The organism is Streptomyces sp. NPDC047043 (assembly GCF_040644055.1).
Taxonomy (GTDB): domain Bacteria; phylum Actinomycetota; class Actinomycetes; order Streptomycetales; family Streptomycetaceae; genus Streptomyces.
On record NZ_JBEYVO010000044.1, the window covers coordinates 78,881 to 99,557 of the forward strand.

Consider the following 20,677-nt stretch of genomic DNA (forward strand, 5'->3'; position numbering starts at 1 on the left):
TGCGCGGGCGCCTCATCTGGATGGCCTGCCTGCCGGCCGCGGCGGCGGTGCTCGTGTGCCAGATCGCCGGGTTGATCGTGCTGCGGTCCTGGCTCATCGACCAGATCGACGACCGGCTCCTCGACTTCCGTCCCCCCGCCCATGTGTACCTGCAGATCGCCGACACCGGAACCCTGCGGCATCCCGACCCCGACGACGGTCTGCCCTCGGACTACCACGTGTACTTCTACGGCACCGACGGCCTCCTGCTCGCGGACTCCCTCGGCGACGGGGCGGGTCCTCCCCTGCCGGAGACGGACGCCGGTCTGCTGTCGGCCGACAACGAGCCCGTCACAGTACGGGACGACACCGGGAACCGGGAACGGAGTTGGCGGCTCGTGACCGACTCCGGGCCCCGGAACATGCGCGCCGTGGTGGCGCTCCCCCTCGACACCGTGGACGGCGCGACCACCACACTCCTCTGGTTCGGCCTCGTGCTGGACGCGGGTGTAGCCCTCGGTGTCGTCCTGCTGAGCAACGCCGCGGTCCGTCTCGGCCTGCGACCGCTCACCAGGATCGAGCACGCGGCGCAGCGCATCACGGACGGTGCGCTGGACCTCGGTGTTCCAGCACCCGACCCGAACACCGAGGTCGGCCGCCTCGGTCTCGCGCTGAACACCATGCTCGACCGACTGCGCGCCGCCCTGCGACGTGCCGAGGCGTCCGAGACCCGTCTCAGCCGCTTCATGACCGACTCGGGCCACGAGCTGCGCACGCCGCTCACCTCGATCCAGGGCTTCGCGGAACTCCTCCTCCACGAGCCCGGGATGAGCGACCGGCGGCGCATCGAGGCGTACGAGCAGATCGCGCACAACGCCGACCGCATGACGCGCATGGTGGGCGATCTGTTCACGCTCGCCAAGCTCGGCGACGCGCCACGCCTCAAACGGGAGACCGTCGACATGCTCGCCCTGGCCGCCGACACGGTGACGACGGCGGCGGTACGTCACAGCGGCCACCGCGTCGGCCTGGAGCCCATGGGCGACGGTCACGAGGCCGGCCGGGACGGCGAGCTCGCCGTCGTGGAGGCACTCGGCGATCCGCACCAGCTGGCTCAGGTGGTGGAAATCCTCGTGGCCAACGCTTGTGTCCACACCCCCGCCGGGACGTGGGTCCGTGTCGGGGTCGGCACCACACGGACCGACGCGGGAGCCATGGGCGCGGACCGCCCCGGACGGAGCAGCGTCTGTCCTCCGTTGCCGCCGGGCGTCCCGGTCTGTGTGGTCGAGGTCTCCGACGGCGGCCCCGGCATCGGACCTGACGAGGCGCCCCACGTGTTCGACCGGTTCTACCGAGCCGCCGCAGATCCCGGCACGGAGGCCGAAGCGGGGTCCGGCCTCGGCCTCGCCATCGCGTCGGCCATCGCCGCGAACCATGGCGGTCGGCTGGAACTGGACACTCTTCCGGGCCCGGGCTGCACCTTCCGCCTTCTCCTTCCCGTCACCCACCCCGCGGCACGGGACGATCACCCTTGTGTTCCGGGCGAGCAGTGACGGCGACGTCCGCACGCGAGAAGGGCAGTAGGCCGCGAGGAGGATCGCCGAGGCGGCCGCCGTCCGTCACGAGACGTTCGGTGCGAGAGGTATTGACGTTCCCTCTGAGCCTTCTAGTATCCAAGGCGACCGACGGGCCGATCGATGGTCGCGATATCGAACAAGACTGTCGGTCGATCCGGCACGTGGCACGACCCAGGCACGACAGCACCCGCATCATCAGCACCGGCAAGGCACTTCCACGCGCCACCACGCCGGACGCCCGACGACGCGCAAGGTGGTCGTACGGCGGGCCCCGACCGCCCATGGAGTCTGTATGCCCAGACAAGCAGCGCCCGTTGGGCGCCCCTGTCATGTCACGGCCGCCCGGTTTCCCCACCATCCGGCGGGAGCCCCCGGGCGGCCGGTCCGTAACCCGGGCCGGCCCGCTGCCACACGCGACACCCGAGCTCTGTACGCCGGGGAACCGACACCCTGGCATCTCCCCTGACGCAACGCACCCCGTCGTGTACCACCCGTCACCCGCTGACGTCCGGTCCCGTCACACGAAGGAGAGCGAACGCCCATGTCATGGCTCAACCAAGAGCACAGTCGCCGCTCGGCGCTGGCCACGGCCACCGGTCTGCTGGCCGGAGCCTCGGTGCCTGCCGCGTCCGGAGCACGCGCGGCAGCGTCCCCGCCCGCCGCGGTGAGTCCCGAAGCCGTCGCCGCCTCCTACACCAACCCGGTGATCTGGCAGGACTTCGCGGACATCGACATCATCCGGGTCGGCAACACCTACTACTGCTCGGCCTCCACGATGCACTACTCGCCGGGGGCGCCCGTCCTGCGCAGTTACGACCTGGTCAACTGGGAGTTCGCCGGCCACTCCGTGCCGACGCTGGACTTCGGCGCGAAGTACGACCTGAACGGCGCGCGGGGCTATGTGAGGGGCGTCTGGGCCTCGTCCCTCAACTACCGCCCGAGCAACAGGACGTTCTACTGGCTGGGGCAGATCGACTTCTCCAAGACGTACATCTACACCGCCACGTCCGTCGAAAGCACCTGGAGCAGGCTCACGACGATCGACAACGCCTACTACGACGCGGGCCTGCTCATCGACGATGACGACATCTTGTACGTGGCCTACGGCAACACCACCATCAGCGTCGCCCAGCTCTCCGCGGACGGACGCAGTCAGGTCCGGACCCAGCAGGTCTTCACCACGCCGTCGAGTGTCGGGGCCCTGGAGGGCTCCCGCTTCTACAAGATCAACGGCAACCACTACATCTTTCTCACCCGTCCGGCGAACGGGCAGTACGTCCTGAAGTCCACCAGCGGCCCCTTCGGGCCCTACACCTTGCGGCAGGTTCTCCTCGACCTGCCCGGACCGGTCTCCGGCGGCGGCGTCCCGCACCAGGGCGGACTCGTCCAGACCCAGAACGGTGCCTGGTACTACATGGCCTTCGTCGACGCCTACCCCGGCGGCCGCATCCCCGTCCTCGCCCCGATCACCTGGACCTCGGACGGCTGGCCGACCGTACAACTCGTCAGCAACGCCTGGGGCGCCTCCTACCCCACCCCCGCCGTCCCGGCCCCGCCCCGCCAGGTCACCCCCCTGACCGGCGTCGACACCTTCAACGGGACGACCCTCACACCGAAGTGGGAGTGGAACCACAACCCCGACAACAGCAAGTGGTCAGTCGGCAACGGCCTGACCCTGACGACCGCCACGGTCACGGACGACCTGTACTGGGCCCGGAACACCCTCACCCACCGCATCCAGGGCCCCACGTCCACCGCGACGATCCAGCTCGACCACTCCGCAATGAAGGACGGCGACCGAGCCGGGCTCGCGCTGCTGCGCAACTCCTCGGCCTGGATCGGAGTCAAGCGCGACGGCGGCGCGACACGGGTGGTGATGGTGAACGGCCTGACCATGGACAGCAGCTACAACACCACCGGCACCGGCACCGAGGTCGCGAGCGCCACCCTCTCGGGGAGCCGCGTCTGGCTGCGCGCGAACGCGGACATCCGCCCCGGCGCGGCCCGACCGGGAACCTTCTCCTACAGCACCGACGGCACCACCTTCGTCCGACTCGGGCCCGCGTTCACGATGGGCAACGAGTGGCGGTTCTTCATGGGCTACCGGTACGCCGTCTTCAACTACGCCACCCGGGCGCTCGGCGGCTCGGTCAAGGTCACCCGGTTCGAACTGACCGGCCCCTGACCGGGCAACGCCGCGCAGTCGCCAGAGCGGGGCCCGGCCCTCCCCTCAGGAGGAAGGCACTCGCGCTCGTACGTCGACCGGTCCTTCCGCGTCGACCGAACCACCGACCAGAGTCCCCCCGTCATGGAAAGGGCACACGATGTCTTCCTCTGTCAGCAGACGCCGCCTCCTGCAGGTGGCCGGGGCCACAGTCGTCGCCTCCTCCGCCGGACCCGTGCTCGGCAGTGCCCCCGCGCGGGCCGCCGTGGTACCTCCGGCCCGCGCCGACATCGGGGTGCTGGCACACCCCTTCGACTTCGGCCAGGTCCGGCTGACCGCGAGCCGTTGGCTGGACAACCAGAACCGCACCAGCAGCTACCTGCGGTTCGTCGACGTGGACCGGCTGCTGTACGTCTTCCGCGCCAACCACGGTCTGTCCACGGGCGGCGCCACCGCGAACGGCGGCTGGGACGGGCCGTCGTTCCCCTTCCGCAGCCACGTCCAGGGCCACTTCCTCACCGCCTGGGCCCAGCTGTACGCCGTGACCGGCGACACCGTGTGCCGGGACAAGGCGGCGTACATGGTCGCGGAACTGGCCAAGTGCCAGGCCAACAACGGCGCCGTCGGCTTCGGTACCGGATATCTCTCCGGCTACCCCGAGTCCGACTTCACGGCCCTGGAAGCACGCACCCTGAGCAACGGCAACGTGCCGTACTACACGATCCACAAGACTCTCGCCGGCCTGTTGGACGTGTGGCGCTACATCGGCAGCACCCAGGCCCGCAGCGTCCTGCTGGCCCTGGCGGGCTGGGTCGACACGCGCACCGGCCGACTCACCACGGCGCAGACACAGGCCATGCTCGGCACGGAGTTCGGCGGTATGAACACCGTGCTGACGGACCTCTACCAGCAGACGGGGGACGACCGCTGGCTGACCGCGGCCAAGCGGTTCGACCACGCCACCGTGTTCGACCCGCTGGCGGCCGGCACGGACGCACTCAGCGGGCTGCACGCCAACACCCAGGTACCGAAGTGGATCGGCGCCGCCCGCGAGTACAAGGCCACCGGCACCACGCGCTACCGGGACATCGCCACCAACGCCTGGAACATCTGCGTCGGCACCCACACCTACGCGATCGGCGGCAACAGCCAGGCAGAGCACTTCCGCGCTCCCAACGCCATCGCCGCCTACCTGAACCAGGACACCTGCGAGAGCTGCAACACCATCAACATGCTCAGCCTCACCCGGGAGCTCTACGCCCTCACCCCCGACCGGGCGGCTCTGTTCGACTACTACGAGCAGGCATGGCTCAACCAGATCATCGGCCAGCAGAACCCGGCCGACCCGCACGGCCATGTCACCTACTTCACTCCGCTCAAGGCCGGGGGCCGGCGCGGTGTGGGCCCGGCCTGGGGCGGTGGCACCTGGAGCACCGACTACACCACCTTCTGGTGCTGCCAGGGCACGGGCCTGGAGATGCACACCCGGCTGATGGACTCCGTCTACTTCCACGACGGAGGCAGCACCCTCACCGTGAACCTGTTCGTGCCCTCCGTCCTCACCTGGACCGAGCGCGGCCTCACCGTCACGCAGACCACGTCCTTCCCGGCGACCGACACGAGCACCCTGGTCGTCACCGGCAACGCCTCCGGGACGTGGACGATGCGCATCCGCATCCCGGGCTGGACCACCGGGGCCGTGATCAGCGTCAACGGCACACCGCAGAACGTCACCGCCACCCCCGGCAGCTACGCCGCCCTCACCCGCTCCTGGGCCGCCAGCGACACGGTGACCGTCCGCCTGCCCATGCGGATCATCATGCGGCCGGCCAACGACAACTCCAAGGTCGCCGCGATCACCTACGGACCGCTCGTCCTGTCCGGTGACTACGGTGACACCACGCTGAGTTCCCCGCCCTCCCTGGACACCTCCACGATCAAGCGGGCCTCCACCGGCCCGCTCACCTTCACCGCCACCGCGAACGGCTCCACCGTCGACCTCGAACCGTTCCATGACGCGCACGGCCACAACTACACGGTGTACTGGAGCATCGGCTCGGCCCCCACCGTCCGCCTCGTCAACGCCGGCAGCGGTCTCGTCCTGGGCATCCAGAACATGTCCACGGCCGACGGCGGCCGGGCCCTGCAGTGGAACGACAGCGGCACGGCCGACCACAACTGGGAGCTGGTCAACGACGGCGCCGCCTTCCGTATCCGCAACGCCCACAGCGGCAAGGTCCTCGGCGTCCAGGACATGTCCACGGCCGACTCCGCGACCGTCCTGCAGTGGTCGGACACCGGAACCGCCGACCACCGCTGGAGCCTGCTGGACCAGAACGACGGCACCTACAAGATCCGTAACGCGAACAGCGGCAAACTCCTCGCCGTGACGGGCGGTTCCACCGCCGTCGGCGCGTTCGTCGTCCAGGACTCGGACGACGGCACGGCCGACAACCGGTGGCGCGTCGTGCGCAATTAGCGCTGCTGCCCCTCCCCCCCCCACCGAGTCAGCCGGGTTCCCGGGCCTCAGCCGTCGAGTTCGCGCGGCGCCCCGGCTCAAGGGTCCCTCGTGGCTGCACGGCGGCATCGCGTCGGCCACGCGGGACGTGGTCGGGCCGGCCGGCATCGCGCGGCTGCTGGGTGACGGGACGGGAGCGGACCGGTGGGCCGCACCGGGCGGCGCCCCACGGGTAGGGGCCGGACACCGGCACCAGAGCGTACGAGGGCGGCGATCACGGGGCCCTGCGGAACCGCCCCTTGACCGCCGCCCTCGGCCTGCCACAGCTCCCCGACCACGGCGCCGGGCGGGTCAGAACTCCGCGGCCGGAGCCCGACCGGGGTTCACCGACGACGGCCGGAACCCCGTCTCCCCCGGTACGTCGCCGTGAGGCCGCTTCCGACCGGGCTCAGCCCAGATGCATCCAGACGCCCTTGACCTCGGTGTAGACGTCGAGGGCGTACTTCCCCATCTCGCGGCCCCAGCCGCTGGCCTTGAACCCGCCCCAGGGAGCCGCACTGTCCGGGATCGGCAGCATGTTCACGAAGACCGCGCCGGCCCGGACCCGGGCGGCGAGATGGTGGGCGGTGGACAGGTCCCGGGTCCACAGGGCCGCCGCGAGGCCGTAGTCGCTGTCGTTCACCCGGGTGGCCAGTTCGTCCGGATCGTCGTAGGCGAGTACGGGGAGCACCGGGCCGAAGATCTCCTCGCGGGCGATGGCCATGTCGTCGTGGACGCCGCCGAAGACCGTGGGGCGGTAGAAGTTGCCCCGCTCCAGCGCGCCGTTCTCCCGGCTGCCGCCGGTGACGAGATGCGCCCCCTCGGCCACGCCCCGCCGGACGTAGGAGTCGACCTTGGCGAGGTGCTCGTCGCTGACGAGCGGGCCGAGCTGGGTGTCGGGGTCGATGCCGGGGCCGAGGCGCAGTCCGGCGGCGGCGCGGGCGAGTTTCTCGGTGAACTCGTCGGCGCGACGGCGGTCCACGTAGAAGCGGGAGTAGGCGGCGCAGACCTGGCCGCTGTTGAGCAGAGCGCCCTGGAGGCAGCCCTCGACGGCGGAGTCGATGTCGGCGTCGGCGGCGACGACACTGGCCGCCTTGCCGCCGAGTTCCAGCGTGACCCGCTTGAGGTTGCCCGCCGAGGCCCGCACGATCTCACGGCCCACGGCGGTGGAGCCGGTGAAGGAGACCTTGTCGACGCCGGGGTGCTCGACCAGGGCCCTTCCCACGTCCGGTCCGCCGGTGAGCAGGTTGACGACACCGGCCGGGACACCGGCCCGCTCGATCAGCTCCACGAGCCGCAGCGTGGTGAGCGGGGTCTGCTCGGCGGGCTTGACCACGACCGTGTTGCCGCAGGCCAGCGCCGGGGCGATCTTCCAGCTCGCGATCATCAGGGGAAAGTTCCAGGGGGTGATCAGCGCACAGACGCCGACCGGCTCGCGCCGGGTGTAGTGCAGGGTGTCCGGGAAGGACACCGGCGTGACCGTGCCCTCGATCTTGGTGCACCAGCCGGCGTAGTACCGGAAGTGCTCGGCCGCGCCGGCCACGCTCACTCCCTGGGCGATCCCCAGCGGCTGTCCCTGGTCGCGGGTCTCCAACTCGGCGAGTTCTCCGGCGTGTTCCTCGATCAGGTCGGCCACCCGCCACAGCAGTCGGGCTCGGGCGGCAGCCGTGATGCCGGCCCAGCCGGGCGCGAGAAGAGCCTCGCTCGCCGCCTCCACGGCCTGGTCCACGTCTGTCCGGCCGGCCTCCGCGAAGAGCCCGACGGGCTCGCCCGTCGCCGGGTCGAAGCTGGTGAACTCCGCCCCGCCGGCGGCACCGGCCCATTCGCCGCCGATGAACAAACTGCCCCGAACGACGTCCATACCGGTGCCCGCCTCATCTTGTCCCGTTGGTACCCGCTGGTCTGCCGCAGGCCGCTGACGCGGTCCTGCCAGGCTGCGTGACCAGCGTCTCCGTTCGGGGCCAGGGGGTCTTGTCCGTGAGGGAACAGCGGTTGACGGGTCGTGCCCAGTCGGCGGGTGACCGGCGCGGATCAGTCGAGCGACAGGGTGAGACCGCCGGCCGGCTCGCTGGTGAGCCGGTACTCGCGCGGGCTCGCCCCGTACGCGGACCGGAAGACCCGGCTGAAGTGGGCGGCGTCGGCGAAGCCCCACCGGGACGCGATCGCCCCCACGGGGCGGCTCAGTTGCAGCGGGTCGCGCAGGTCCCGGCGACAGTGCTCCAGGCGCCGCTCGCGGATCCAGGCGGACACCGTGGTGCCCTCGTCGCGGAAGAGCTTGTGCAGGTAGCGGGTGGAGATGAAGTGCGCGGCCGCGACGCTCTCGGGGCCGAGGTCGTGGTCTCCCAGGTGCCGTTCGATGAACGAGGCGATCCGCATCATCAGCGCGCGCCGCCCGGAGTCGGGGGACGGCGCCTCGGTCTCCAGCCGTTCCGACAGCAGGGTCACCAGCAGGTCCACGATGTTGTCGGCCAGCCGGAGACTGCCGACGTTCTCGTACTCGTCCAGATGGTCGGCGAGCCGCAGCAGCAGAGGGGAGACCAGGGCGCCGATGCCGTTGCGCCCGGACACCCGGACGGCCGTGATCCGGGAGACCTTGTCCGGCGGGACACGCAGCACGGTGCGCGGCACCATGAGCACGAGCTGCCGGTAGCTGTCGTCGAAGGACAGGGTGTACGGGCGGGTCGTGTCGTAGATCGCGAAGTCGCCGGGGGTGAGGGGGGCCTCGCGTCCGTCCTGGGCGAGCAGACAGTAGCCGCGCAGCTGGAGGCCGAGCTTGAAGTAGTCGGCGTCGGAGGAGGCGATGGTGCGTGGTGTGCGGTACACCGTGTGCGCGGTGGCCTCGATCTCGGTGACCTGCAGCTCCCCCAGACTCAGGCCGCGCAGTTGACCGCGGAAGGGGCCGTCGCCCGGTTCGGCGCGCAGCGGGACGAAGGCGTCGCAGACGATGTCGCGCCAGAAGTCGAAGCGTTCGGACTGGGGCAGATCTGCTGTACGCAGGGCCAGCGACATGGTGCCTCCCTCGGGGGTCCCGACTGGTCAGTCATGGTGCACCCGATTGGACGTTTCGCATATTTCGGTCAGGTCACAATCGTTTGAACCCCAACGAATGAGCCCACTGTGCCGTGCCGACGGCCCCGCGCCAAGGGTCCGGCCCCTCCGGCGTTCGCTGGCGGTCAACGGGTGTGCGTCCCCGCACAAGCCACCCGGGCCGCCGCCGGGAGACCGTGGACGGCGCCGCGTGCTCCGGCGCGTCCGGCCGTACGGCCCCCGGCCCGTCCGCTTCCAGACCCATCGCTCGGAGAGCCCTCATGCCGCATCCCCTGGGCGTCAGCCCCGGCAAGGTCGTCGCCGTCCACCTGAACTACCGCAGCCGTGCCGCCGAGCGCGGTCGCGTCCCCGACCAGCCGTCCTACTTCCTCAAACCGGCCACCTCCCTCGCCGGCACCGGGGACGAACTGGTCCGCCCGCGAGGCTGCGAGCTGATGTCCTTCGAGGGCGAGATCGCGCTGGTCGTCGGGGAACGGGCGCACCGGGTGCCGCCCGACCGGGCCTGGCGGCACATCCGGTGGGTGACGGCCGCGAACGACGCGGGAGTGTACGACCTCCGCTACGCAGACCGCGGTTCCAACCTGCGCTCCAAAGGCTCCGACGGCTTCACCCCGCTCGGCCCCCGGCTGCTGGACGCCCGCTCGGTCGACCCGGCGGCGCTGCGCCTGCGCACCTGGGTCAACGGCGAGGTCGTGCAGGACGACACCAGCGACACCCTGCTCTTCGACTTCGCCCGCCTGGTGGCCGACCTCAGCCGCACCGTCACCCTGGAGCCGGGGGACGTCATCCTCACCGGTACGCCGAGCGGCGCCGGTGTGGTGGGGCCGGGCGACCTGGTCGAGGTCGAGGTCAGCGGATCCGGGCAGAGCACGGGCAGGCTCGCCAACCCGGTCGTCGAGGCCGGGGGTCCGCTGGCCGAGTACGGGGCGATGCCCCGCACCCTCCCCGAGGACCGGGCCGCGGCGTACGGGACCCCCGTCGAACCGGTACTGACTCCGGAGCGGCGGGAGGCCCTGACCTCGCTCTCCGTCGCCACCCTCGCCTCGCAGCTGCGCAAGCGGGGCCTCAGCGGCTGCTACGTCGACGGTGTCCGCCCCGTCCGACCGGATCTGCGGATGGTAGGCACCGCCCGGACACTGCGCTACCTTCCGCTGCGCGACGACCTGTTCGCCCGCCACGGCGGCGGCATGAACGCCCAGAAACGGGCCGTGGAGTCCGTCCTGCCCGGCGAGGTACTGGTCATGGACGCCCGCCGGGAGGCCGACGCGGGCACTCTGGGTGACATCCTCGCCCTGCGGGCGCTGCGGCGCGGCGCGGCCGGCGTCGTCACCGACGGGGGCCTGCGCGACAGTGCCGCCGTGGCCGGACTGGGCCTGCCCGTGTACTCGACCTCGGTGCACTCCGCGGTCCTGGGACGCAAGCACGTCCCCTGGGACACCGACGTGCCCATCGCCTGCGGCAACGCGCTCGTACAGCCCGGGGACGTAATCGTCGGCGACGCCGACGGGGTCCTGGTGCTGCCGCCGCACCTGCTGGACGAGCTGATCGTCGACTCCGTCGAGCAGGAGCGGCAGGAGGCCTTCATCGCCGAACGCGTGGCCGAGGGCGCCTCGGTCGCCGGTCTCTACCCGATCGGCCCGGACTGGCGGGAGGCGTATCACGCCTGGGGCAACGCCCGGTCGGCCGCCGGGTCGGCACGGCTCCCCGCCTCCCCCACCCCTCAGTCCGACGTCCCCCCGACCCCCGCACCCCAGGAGAGCCGACCGTGAAGTTCCGCAGCGACCCCGCCCGCATCCGGGGCTCCCTCGCCCCCGTGGTCACCCCGTTCACCGACGACGGAACGGTGGACCTCGACGGTCTGCGCCGTCTGGTCCGCTGGCAGATCGACTCCGGTTCGCACGGCATCTCCCTGGGCGGTTCAACCGGAGAGCCCGGCGCGCAGACGGTCGCCGAGCGCGTCGCGGCCATGCGCGCGGCCGTGGAGGTGATCGACGAGAGGGTGCCGTTCCTGCCCGGCACCGGCTCGGCCAAGATCGACGAGACCCTCGAACTGACCGCGGCCGCAAGGGACCTGGGAGCGGATGCCGCGCTCGTCATCACGCCGTACTACGCCCGTCCCACGCAGGAGGCGCTGTACCGCTGGTACGCGACCGTGGCCCGGGAGTTCCCGGACCTGCCGCTGGTGGTCTACAACGTGCCCTCGCGCACCGCCGTCGACATCGATCCCGAGACGGTCGCCCGGCTCTTCCGCGACTTCGACAACATCGTCGGGATCAAGGAGACCACCAAGGACTTCGAGCACTTCTCCCGCACCTTCCACGCCTGCGGCAAGGACCTGCTGATGTGGTCCGGGATCGAACTGCTGTGTCTTCCGCTGCTCTCCCTCGGCGGCGCGGGTTTCGTCTCCGCACTGGCCAACATCGCCCCGGCGGCGGTGTCCCGGATGTACACGCTGTGGGACTCCGGCGACCACGAGGCCGCGCGTGACCTGCACTACCGGCTGCATCCGCTGGTCGACCTGCTGTTCGTGGAGACCAACCCGGCGCCCGCCAAGTGGGTGCTGAGGGAGGCCGGACTGCTGGGGTCCGCACATGTACGTCCGCCGCTGGTCGAACCCACCGAAGCGGGCCTCACCCGGATCAGGGCCCTGCGCGCCGCGGGAGCCGACCTCCTCGACTTCGACCTCTGAGGACCAGACATGTCCAAGACACCCGACGACCTGCCCAAGCTGATCCAGCACTACATCGACGGGGCGTACACCGACTCGGCCGACGGGAGGACGTTCCCGAACGCCGACCCGGCGAGCAACGTGCCCTACTGCGCGGTGGCCTCCGGCGGGCCCGCCGACGTCGACGCGGCGGTCGCCGCCGCGCACCGGGCGTTCACGGACGGCCCCTGGCCGCGGATGAGCCCGCGCGAGCGGGGCCGGATCCTGCAGCGGATCGCCGACGGCATCGAGGCCAGCGAGGACCGGCTCGCCGAGCTGGAGTCCTTCGACACCGGACTGCCCATCACCCAGGCCCGGGGACAGGCCCGCCGGGCCGCCGAGAACTTCCGCTACTTCGCCGACGTGATCAACGCGCTGCACGAGGACGCCTTCCGCAGCGCCGCGCAGATCGGCTACGTGGTCCGCAAGCCGATCGGCGTCGCCGGGCTGATCACCCCGTGGAACACCCCGTTCATGCTGGAGAGCTGGAAGCTGGCCCCCGCCCTCGCCTCCGGTTGCACGGTGGTGCTCAAGCCCGCCGAGTTCACCCCGCTGTCCGCCTCGCTGTGGCCGCGGATCATGGAGGAGGCCGGCCTGCCCCAGGGCGTCTTCAACCTCGTCCACGGCATCGGCGAGGAAGCCGGCGCCGCCCTGGTCGAGCACCCGGACGTACCGCTGCTCTCCTTCACCGGAGAGACCACGACCGGGCAGCTCATCATGCGGGCCGCAGCCACCGGCCTGAAGGGCCTGTCCATGGAGCTGGGCGGCAAGTCCCCCTGCGTGGTCTTCGCGGACGCCGACCTGGACGCGGCCGTGGACGGGGCGCTGTTCGGCGTGTACTCCCTCAACGGGGAGCGCTGCACGGCCGGCTCGCGGATCATCGTCGAGGCCTCCGTCTACGACGAGTTCGTGGCCCGGTTCGCCGAACGGGCCGCCCGCGTCCGCGTCGGCCTCCCGCAGGACCCGGCGACCGAGATAGGTGCGCTGGTCCACCCGGAGCACTACGAGCGCGTCCTCGGCTTTGTGGCGTCCGGCCGGGAGGAGGGTGCCCGGCTGGTCGCGGGCGGTGAACGGCCGGCGCACCTGCCGGAGGGCAACTACCTCGCGGCCACCGCCTTCGCCGACGTGGACCCGTCGATGCGGATCTGGCGCGAGGAGATCTTCGGCCCGGTCGTCGCGCTCACGCCCTTCGAGGACGAGGCGGACGCGATCCGTCTGGCCAACGACACCCGCTACGGACTGGCCGGCTACATCTGGACCTCCGACCTCAAGCGCGGTCACCGTGTCGCGCAGGCGATCGAGGCCGGCATGGTGTGGCTGAACTCCCACAACGTCCGCGACCTGCGCACGCCCTTCGGCGGGGTCAAGGCCTCCGGGCTCGGCCAGGAGGGCGGGGTGCACAGCATCGACTTCTACACCGACCGGCAGATCGTCTCGGTCGCCCTCGGCGACACCCACGTCCCGCGCTTCGGAGCCCGCCGATGACGACCGCCCCCGATGTGATCCGTTCCGCCTACGCACAGCTCGCCGTCACGGATCTCGGCGCCGCCCGCTGGTTCTGGGTCGACATGCTCGGCTTCCACGTCCAGTACGAGGATGCCGACAGCCTCTACCTGCGCGGCACCGACGAACTCACCCACCACTCACTCGTTCTGCGCAGGGGCGGGATCGCCGCCCTCGACCACATCGCCTACCGCGTCCGCGCCCCTGAGGACGTCGACAAGGCGGAGAAGTTCTTCGCCGGACTCGGCCGCCCCGTCAAGCGATTGAAGAAGGGCGAGGGCACGGTCGGCGTCGGCGACGCCGTACGCGTCGTAGACCCGCTCGGCTTCCCGGTCGAGTTCTTCCACGAGATCGAGCGAGGCGAGCGCCTCATCCAGCGCTACGACCTCCACCGCGGCGCCCAGATCGCCCGCCTCGACCACTTCAACATCTGCACCCCCGACATCCCGGCCGCCTACGCCCACTACAAGTCCCTAGGCTTCGGCTGCTCCGAGACCATCGAGGGCGACGAGCACGAGCTGTACGCGGCCTGGATGTACCGCAAGCAGACCGTCCATGACGTCGCCTTCACCGGCGGCGCCGGGCCCCGGCTGCACCACCTGGGCGTGGCCACCCACGAATCGCACCAGGTCCTGCGGGCCGCCGACATCTTCGGCGCCCTCCGCAAGGAACACCACATCGAGCGCGGACCCGGCCGCCACGGCGTCTCCAACGCGTTCTACCTCTATCTCCGCGACCCCGACGGGCACCGGGTGGAGATCTACACCTCCGACTACTACACCGGCGACCCCGACCACGAGACGTACCGATGGAACGTCCACGACGACCGCCGCCGCGACTTCTGGGGCAACGCGGTCATCGAGTCCTGGTACAAAGAGGCGACCCCGGTCCTCGACCTCGAAGGACGTCCGCAGCCCGTCTCCGACGCCCTGCTGGACGAGTCGGCCGTACGGGTCGGTGCGGACGGCCTCGGCTGAGCCGGCCCCTCCCGGCCCCGCGCCGACCGTCAGTGTGCCGCTCCCGGCAAGTGCAGGTCGCTGGCGGACAAGACCCCGGTCCACTCCGACGAATAGACAAGAACCATGAGCACTCCATCCGATCTCGACGCCGACGCCGGTTCCCTCGGGCTCGGCGACACCTTCCTGACCAACAGACCCGCACCCAGTGAGGCCCTGCACGGCCGCCGGCTCGTCATCGCCCTCGACGACGGCGCCGAGGTCGTGGTCGACCTGCGGGAACCGTCGGCCGCGGTGGACTCCTCCGGCGGCTCGGCGGTCCGGCCCGTCCACCGTTACGAGGTGTTCCAGGTCGCCCCCGACCTGTTCTTCCTGCGCCGGGAGGCGATCACCGAGGGCAAGACCTCCCGGTCCGCGCTCCTCGACCTGCGCGACGGCAGGGCACTGGTCGTCGACAGCACGGTCGCCGGGACGAAGACCCCCGGACAGCCCAAGGTCGGACAGCGGTTCCGGCACGGAGCCCTCAGCGGCTCCGGGGGCACCGGACGGTTCGAGCGCTCCCGGGAGCTGGTCGGCCGCCGGATCATGTGGACGTACAGCCCCACCGACGTCTACGAGCACATCTACCTCAACGAGGACTGGTACGTGTGGCACTGCCTGGCCGGTGAGGAGTTCCGGCTGGCGGAGGTCGACCCGTGCGTGATGTTCAAGGTCCGCGACGACATCCATGTCCTGGGCTTCGGCGAGCGGGTCCTGCCGATCGCGGCCGTGATGGTGCTGAACCTGACGACCATGCAGTCGTACGCCTCGATGCTCGGCGAGGAGGAGGACGGCTCGCTCAACGCCTTCTCCTTCGGCGCCCGCGGTACGGCGATCAGCAACAGCTGGTTCCCCGAGCCGTACGACCCCCGGACCGCCGCCCTTGCCGATGCCGAGCAACCGGGAGACCCACGTGAGCTCCGGCACTGACGCGAGCGGGCGCCGGGACGCACCGGTGGCCGTCGTGACCGGCGGGGCCACGGGTATCGGTCTCGCCGTCGCCGAGGCCCTGGCGGGACGGGGCTACGACGTCGTCGTGGCCGGCCGTCGCGCCGAGGCCCTCGCGGACGCGGTGGAGCGCCTCCGTACGATCGCGCCCGCCGCCCGTGTCTGCGCCGTACCCACCGATGTCGGCGCCCCCGCGGACGTCGACGCCCTGTTCGCCCGGGTGGAGGCCGAGTACGGCCGGCTCGACGCCCTGGTCACCGCCGCGGCGGCCCTGCACGTGGCGCCGTTCGACGAACTCACACCCGCCGACTGGCACACCATGATCGACGTGGTGGTCAACGGCGCGGCCCTGTCCTGCATGCACGCCACCCGGCTGATGAAGGCCCGAGGAGGCGGGCGGATCGTGCTCATCGGCTCGGTCAGCGGAATGGTCAGCGACGCGGGGCTGGCCCACTACAACGCCGCGAAGGCCGCCGTGCACTCCCTGGCCCGCAGCCTGGCGGTCGACCTCGCCCCCTACGGCATCACCGCGAACGCGATCGCGCCGGGCTGGATCCGCACCCCGATGATCTCCGACTTCGTGGACACCGTGGACGCGGAGTGGCTTCGGCACATGAACCCGATGTCCCGTGCCGCCGATCCCGCCGAGGTCGCCGACGTCGTGCGCTATCTGGTCACCGAGGCGCCCACGTTCCTGACCGGCGCGACCATCGCCGTCGACGGCGGCCAGACCGCCATGAACCATTACCACTGAGCCTCCGGCCCCGTCGGCCCAACCGGGAGAGACCCCAGCCCATGAGTGAGATCAAGCCCCTCGACTCCGCCCACACGGCCCTGCTGGTGCTCGACATGCACGAGAGCGTGGCCGGACCGGACGCGGAGGACGGCGCAGGCGCGCACGCGATCGAACAGAACGTGGTCGCGCACATCGCCTCTCTGCTGGACGCGGCCCGCGCGGGCGGCCTCCAGGTGATCCATGTGCACCACCGCAGCGCGAAGGGGGTACGGCCGACCGGCCGGCTCCCCGAGCTGTTCCGCGAGCTGGCCGACGAGGAGAGCCTCCAGGAGGGCGACCCGGGCATGGACGTACTGCCCGGTCTCGAACCGGTCGACGGTGACCTCGTGATCCACAAGGAACGGGTCAGCGCGTTCACCGGGACCGAGCTGGACATCGTGCTGCGCGCCGCCGACGTCGACACCCTGATCCTGACCGGAACGTGGACGAACCTGTCCGTGGAGAGCACCGCCCGTTACGGTGCCGACATCGGCTACCGGATCGTCCTGGCCAGTGACGGCCTCTGCTCGATCAGCCGCGAGTGGCACGAGGGCGCCCTGTCCCTCGGTCTCTCGCTGCTCTGCGAGATCGGCACGACCGCCGAGGTACTGGCCGCGCTCAAGTAGAACGGCCTTCCCGCACTACGCCCCCTTCCCGCCCGGCCTCGACCCACGTGCTCCCGCGAGAGGGCCTTCCATGATCGAAACCGTTGCCCCCGTCATGACCGGCGGCGCCGTGGGCCGGGCCACGCGTCGTGTCCGCAGTTCCCGGCACCTGTGGATCGTGGCGCGGATCGGCTCCGGCGTGCTGGTACTGCTGGCCGTCTCCGTCGTGATCTTCTTCGCCACCCAGTTGCTCCCCTCGGACCCGGCGCGCACCATCCTCGGCAAGCAGGCGACACCCGCCCTGGTCGCCGAGCTGCGGACCAAGCTCGGCCTGGACCAGTCGCTGTCCAGCCAGTACTGGCACTGGCTCAGTCACGCCGTCCGCGGCGACTTCGGGCAGTCCATCGCCTCGCAGCGGCCGGTGGGGTCCCTGCTGGCCGACCGGGCGGTGAACTCGCTGTCCCTGCTCCTCGTGGTGGCGGTCCTGATGGTTCCGCTCTCGCTCGCCCTCGGCATCGCCCTGGCCGTGCGACGCGACCGGCTCGCCGACCGCTCGGTGAACACCGTCCTGGTCGGTCTGATGGCCCTGCCGGATTTCGTCATCGGCGCGTTCGTGCTGATCGTGCTGTCCACCACCGTGGTCGCCTGGTTCCCCTCGGCCTCACTGATCCCACCCGGGTCGAGCCCCTTCGCGCATCCCTCGGCGCTGGTGCTGCCGAGTCTGACCCTTCTGCTCACCACGACGCCCTTCCTCGCCAGGATGGTGCGCGCGTCGGTGATCGAGGTCCTGGAGTCCGACTATGTGGCGATGGCACGGCTGCGCGGCATCCCCGAGCGGCGGATCGTCTGGCGGCATGCCCTGCCCAACGCGCTGGTGCCCGCGGTGCAGGGGACGGCGCTCATGCTCAGCTATCTGCTCGGCGGGGTGGTCGTCGTCGAGTACGTCTTCACCTACCCGGGTCTCGGCGGCGCGCTCAACGACGCCGTGTCGTACCGGGACATGCCGGTGATCCAGGCGATCACCCTGCTCTTCTCCGCCGGAGTCGTGATGTTCAACCTTCTCGCCGACATCGTCACCGTGTACGTCACCCCGAAGCTGCGGACCAGGGGGCTGCGATGACGGCGCTGAGCCTCACGCCGCCCAGGCCCAGGGCGCTGCGCGACGGGCAGCTGCTGTGGGGCGCGGTCGCCACCGGGCTGATGGTCCTCCTCGCGCTGGCCGGGCCGTACCTGGCGCCGCACGCCCCGTCGGACATCGTGGGCGCGCCCTACCAGCCGCCCGGTGCCGGGCACCCGCTCGGTACCGACTACCTCGGGCAGGACGTGCTCTCCCGGGTCCTCGCCGGCGGCACCTCCGTGGTGTGGATGGCGGTGGCCACCACCGCCCTCGGAGTGGCCCTGGGCACCGTACTGGGGCTGGTGGCCGGTTACGTCCGCCGCTTCCTGGGCGGCTTCATCGTGTGGCTGATGGACGTGCTGCTGGCCTTCCCGCAGATCGTGTTCGTGCTGCTGTTCGTGTCTCTGCTCGGTCACAGCCCGCTGCTGATCGTGGTCCTGGTGGCCCTCGGCTGGAGCCCCACCGTGGGACGTCTCGTGCGCGGGGTGACGCTTCAGACGGCCGAGCAGGAGTTCGTGGAGGTGGCCGAGATGATGGGCGTCCCCCGGCGACGGATCCTGCTGCGCGAGGTGCTGCCGAACATCGTCGCCCCTCTCGTGGTGCAGACCGGGGCGATCCTGACCTGGTCGATCGGTGTGATCGCCGGACTCAGCTTCCTGGGCTACGGCATCCAGGCGCCCCACGCGGACTGGGGCCTGATGGTGAACGAGAACCGGGCGGGCCTGGTGTTCCAGCCGTGGGCGGCGGCCCTGCCGGTCGTTCTCATCGCCCTGTTCACGCTGGCCACCAACACCCTCGGCGAGGGAGTCAGCCGCCGTGCGGCCGGACTCACGGACGGGAACGGCGCATGACGACCTCCACGACTTCCACGGAAAGGCGGCGCCCGGTGACGAGAGCGCACATGGTCGAGGTGTCGGGGCTGCGCGTCGAGCTGACGGCGAGCGGCGCCGACGTGGTCAGCGACGTCGGGTTCACCCTCGACGCCGGGGAGATCGTCGCCCTGGTCGGCGAGTCCGGCAGCGGCAAGACCACCGTCGGATCGGCCCTGCTCGGCTACGCCCGCAAGGGCGCCCGGATCACCGCCGGCCGGGTCGTGGTCGACGGAGTGGACATCCTCGGGCTCGACCGGGCCCGGCTCGCCGACGTACGCGGGCGCCTGGTGGCGTACATCCCGCAGGACCCGGGCGCCGCCCTCAACCCCGCGCACCGGATCGGAACCCAGCTGCGCGAGGTCGTGACCGTGCACCGGCCCGGCGTCTCCGACGAGGAACTCCAGAGCCTGGTCACGCGCGCGCTGGACGAGGTCAGGCTGCCCGCCGACAAGGCGTTCCTCGCCCGCTTCCCGCATCAGCTCTCCGGCGGTCAGCAACAGCGGCTGGCCCTGGCCATGGCGTTCGTGCTGCGCCCCAAGGCGATCGTCCTGGACGAGCCCACCACCGGTCTGGACGTCATCACCCAGGCGCACGTCCTGGAGACCGTCAAGGAACTGTGCCGTCGGCACGGGGTCGCCGCGCTGTACGTGAGCCACGACCTGGCGGTGGTTCAGGAGCTCGCGGACCGGGTCATCGTGCTGTACGCGGGGCGGATCGTCGAGTCCGCGCCGGCGCCCGTCCTGTTCACCGGCCCCCGGCACCCGTACAGCCGCGGCCTTCTCGCGACCGTCCCGGACGTCACGGAGCGGCGGGTGCTGACCCCGGTCCCGGGACACGCGCCCTCCCCCGGATCCCGCCCGCCCGGGTGTTTCTTCGCCCCCCGCTGCGCCTTCCACGAGGCCCGGTGCGACGAACCGGACCCGGTCCTGCGTCCCCTGGGGACCGACCACGCGGTGCGCTGCACCCGGGTGACCGATCTCGACGCGCCCGTCAGGATCGCCGGTGAGCCGGACGCCCGGCAGATCCCCGAGGACAGTCGCCCGCCGGTGCTCGACGTCCGCGGGGTGAGCGTGGGCTACGGCGGGGTGCCCGTCATCCAGGACGCCACCTTCTCCGTGGCGGCCGGCGAGTGTCTCGCCGTGGTGGGCGAGTCCGGCAGCGGCAAGACCACGCTGTCGCGCTCGCTGGTGGGACTGGCCGCGCCGGACACCGGGACGATCAGCTGTCTCGGCGAGCGGCTGGCCGGCCGCTCCCGGGAACGCACCGCGCAGCAGCGGCGCACGATCCAGTACGTCTTCCAGAACCCGTACCGCTCCCTCAATCCGCGTCACACCATCGGCGAGTCCCTGGCGGTACCGGTGCGGCACTTCTTCGGCCTGGGCCGGGCGGAGGCCGAGGAGCGGGCCGCGGCGGCGCTGGAGCAGGTCTCGCTGCCCCGTCGGCTGACCGGGGCGCGTCCCCGGGACCTGTCCGGCGGCGAGCGCCAGCGGGTGGCCATCGCCCGCGCGCTGCTGTGCGAGCCGACGGTGCTGGTCTGCGACGAGATCACCTCGGCGCTGGACGTCTCCGTGCAGGCCGCGATCATCGAACTGCTGGACCGGCTGCGCGCCGAGCGGGAGCTGGCCCTGGTGTTCGTGACCCACAACCTGGGTGTCGTGCGGGCCCTCGCCGACCGGGTCGTGGTGCTCAACGGCGGCCGCACGATCGAGTCGGGCACGACGGCGGACGTCCTGGACAACCCCGTCGAGGACTACACCCGCTCGCTGGTCGCGAACTCACCCCGCCTGGCGGTCTCCTGACCGCAACGGCGTGGGGCCGGGGGGGGGGGGGGGTCACCGGCCCCCCCCCGGGGGGGGAGGGGGGGGTCGGGAGGGAGGGGGGGTGGGGGAG

The 20,677-nt window shown here is 71.2% G+C and carries 15 protein-coding genes; 13 read left to right on the top strand and 2 right to left on the bottom strand.

Annotated features, from left to right (window positions below):
• Window positions 1–20 precede the first annotated feature (20 nt).
• From ABZ880_RS47370 to ABZ880_RS47380, 3 genes are all read left to right on the top strand, one after another.
• Window positions 21–1,532 carry a HAMP domain-containing sensor histidine kinase gene (locus ABZ880_RS47370; RefSeq protein ID WP_361277245.1) on the top strand — a complete coding sequence of 504 codons (1,512 nt, stop codon included), beginning with the start codon at window positions 21–23 and terminating at the stop codon, window positions 1,530–1,532.
• 565 nt (window positions 1,533–2,097) lie between these two features.
• Window positions 2,098–3,741 (top strand): glycoside hydrolase 43 family protein, encoded by a 1,644-nt coding sequence (locus ABZ880_RS47375; protein ID WP_361277246.1) that lies wholly within the window; start codon window positions 2,098–2,100, stop codon window positions 3,739–3,741.
• 139 nt (window positions 3,742–3,880) lie between these two features.
• The gene (locus ABZ880_RS47380; RefSeq protein ID WP_361277247.1) at window positions 3,881–6,199 is read left to right on the top strand and encodes a beta-L-arabinofuranosidase domain-containing protein; all 2,319 of its coding nucleotides are present in this window, start codon (window positions 3,881–3,883) and stop codon (window positions 6,197–6,199) included.
• 427 nt (window positions 6,200–6,626) lie between these two features.
• Here ABZ880_RS47380 and ABZ880_RS47385 read toward each other — a convergent pair whose 3' ends face one another.
• The gene (locus tag ABZ880_RS47385) at window positions 6,627–8,078 is read right to left on the bottom strand and encodes an aldehyde dehydrogenase family protein (RefSeq protein ID WP_361277248.1); all 1,452 of its coding nucleotides are present in this window, start codon (window positions 8,076–8,078) and stop codon (window positions 6,627–6,629) included.
• A 170-nt stretch (window positions 8,079–8,248) separates the two neighbouring features.
• Entirely contained in the window at window positions 8,249–9,226 is a 978-nt protein-coding gene (locus tag ABZ880_RS47390; RefSeq protein WP_361277249.1) for a helix-turn-helix domain-containing protein, read from the bottom strand.
• Window positions 9,227–9,525: 299 nt separating this feature from the next.
• Between ABZ880_RS47390 and ABZ880_RS47395 the strand changes: the two genes are divergently transcribed.
• From ABZ880_RS47395 to ABZ880_RS47440, 10 genes are all read left to right on the top strand, one after another.
• A complete protein-coding gene (locus ABZ880_RS47395; protein ID WP_361277250.1) occupies window positions 9,526–11,034 on the top strand; it encodes a fumarylacetoacetate hydrolase family protein in 1,509 nt (502 codons plus the stop codon).
• Window positions 11,031–11,954 (top strand): 4-hydroxy-tetrahydrodipicolinate synthase, encoded by a 924-nt coding sequence (gene dapA / locus ABZ880_RS47400; RefSeq protein ID WP_361277251.1) that lies wholly within the window; start codon window positions 11,031–11,033, stop codon window positions 11,952–11,954. The genes ABZ880_RS47395 and dapA overlap by 4 nt, the downstream gene beginning before the upstream one ends.
• A gap of 9 nt (window positions 11,955–11,963) precedes the next feature.
• On the top strand, window positions 11,964–13,457 hold the full coding sequence (gene hpaE, locus ABZ880_RS47405) for a 5-carboxymethyl-2-hydroxymuconate semialdehyde dehydrogenase (protein WP_361277252.1): 1,494 nt from the start codon (window positions 11,964–11,966) through the stop codon (window positions 13,455–13,457).
• Entirely contained in the window at window positions 13,454–14,452 is a 999-nt protein-coding gene (gene hpaD / locus ABZ880_RS47410; RefSeq protein ID WP_361277253.1) for a 3,4-dihydroxyphenylacetate 2,3-dioxygenase, read from the top strand. Before hpaE ends, hpaD begins: the two co-directional genes overlap by 4 nt.
• A 105-nt stretch (window positions 14,453–14,557) precedes the next feature.
• Window positions 14,558–15,400, top strand: coding sequence for a MoaF C-terminal domain-containing protein (locus ABZ880_RS47415; RefSeq protein WP_361277254.1), 843 nt, complete (start codon window positions 14,558–14,560; stop codon window positions 15,398–15,400).
• Entirely contained in the window at window positions 15,384–16,172 is a 789-nt protein-coding gene (locus tag ABZ880_RS47420) for an SDR family NAD(P)-dependent oxidoreductase (RefSeq protein ID WP_361277255.1), read from the top strand. The genes ABZ880_RS47415 and ABZ880_RS47420 overlap by 17 nt, the downstream gene beginning before the upstream one ends.
• A 41-nt stretch (window positions 16,173–16,213) precedes the next feature.
• Complete coding sequence (locus ABZ880_RS47425) at window positions 16,214–16,819, top strand: cysteine hydrolase (RefSeq protein WP_361277256.1); 606 nt, start codon at window positions 16,214–16,216, stop codon at window positions 16,817–16,819.
• Between the two features lie 70 nt (window positions 16,820–16,889).
• Window positions 16,890–17,918, top strand: coding sequence for an ABC transporter permease (locus tag ABZ880_RS47430; RefSeq protein WP_361277257.1), 1,029 nt, complete (start codon window positions 16,890–16,892; stop codon window positions 17,916–17,918).
• Complete coding sequence (locus tag ABZ880_RS47435; protein WP_361277258.1) at window positions 17,915–18,766, top strand: ABC transporter permease; 852 nt, start codon at window positions 17,915–17,917, stop codon at window positions 18,764–18,766. Before ABZ880_RS47430 ends, ABZ880_RS47435 begins: the two co-directional genes overlap by 4 nt.
• 35 nt (window positions 18,767–18,801) lie before the next feature.
• On the top strand, window positions 18,802–20,586 hold the full coding sequence (locus tag ABZ880_RS47440) for an ABC transporter ATP-binding protein (protein ID WP_361277259.1): 1,785 nt from the start codon (window positions 18,802–18,804) through the stop codon (window positions 20,584–20,586).
• Window positions 20,587–20,677 lie beyond the last annotated feature (91 nt).

Bases quoted from the DNA above. Each gene is read 5' to 3' on its own strand.
- ABZ880_RS47375 (WP_361277246.1), top strand. From the start codon at position 2,098: ATGTCATGGCTCAACCAAGAGCACAGTCGCCGCTCGGCGCTGGCCACG.
- ABZ880_RS47385 (WP_361277248.1), bottom strand. From the start codon at position 8,078: ATGGACGTCGTTCGGGGCAGTTTGTTCATCGGCGGCGAATGGGCCGGT.
- hpaE (WP_361277252.1), top strand. From the start codon at position 11,964: ATGTCCAAGACACCCGACGACCTGCCCAAGCTGATCCAGCACTACATC.
- hpaD (WP_361277253.1), top strand. From the start codon at position 13,454: ATGACGACCGCCCCCGATGTGATCCGTTCCGCCTACGCACAGCTCGCC.
- ABZ880_RS47435 (WP_361277258.1), top strand. From the start codon at position 17,915: ATGACGGCGCTGAGCCTCACGCCGCCCAGGCCCAGGGCGCTGCGCGAC.
- ABZ880_RS47395 (WP_361277250.1), top strand. From the start codon at position 9,526: ATGCCGCATCCCCTGGGCGTCAGCCCCGGCAAGGTCGTCGCCGTCCAC.
- ABZ880_RS47380 (WP_361277247.1), top strand. From the start codon at position 3,881: ATGTCTTCCTCTGTCAGCAGACGCCGCCTCCTGCAGGTGGCCGGGGCC.
- ABZ880_RS47430 (WP_361277257.1), top strand. From the start codon at position 16,890: ATGATCGAAACCGTTGCCCCCGTCATGACCGGCGGCGCCGTGGGCCGG.
- ABZ880_RS47415 (WP_361277254.1), top strand. From the start codon at position 14,558: ATGAGCACTCCATCCGATCTCGACGCCGACGCCGGTTCCCTCGGGCTC.
- ABZ880_RS47370 (WP_361277245.1), top strand. From the start codon at position 21: ATGGCCTGCCTGCCGGCCGCGGCGGCGGTGCTCGTGTGCCAGATCGCC.
- ABZ880_RS47425 (WP_361277256.1), top strand. From the start codon at position 16,214: ATGAGTGAGATCAAGCCCCTCGACTCCGCCCACACGGCCCTGCTGGTG.
- ABZ880_RS47390 (WP_361277249.1), bottom strand. From the start codon at position 9,226: ATGTCGCTGGCCCTGCGTACAGCAGATCTGCCCCAGTCCGAACGCTTC.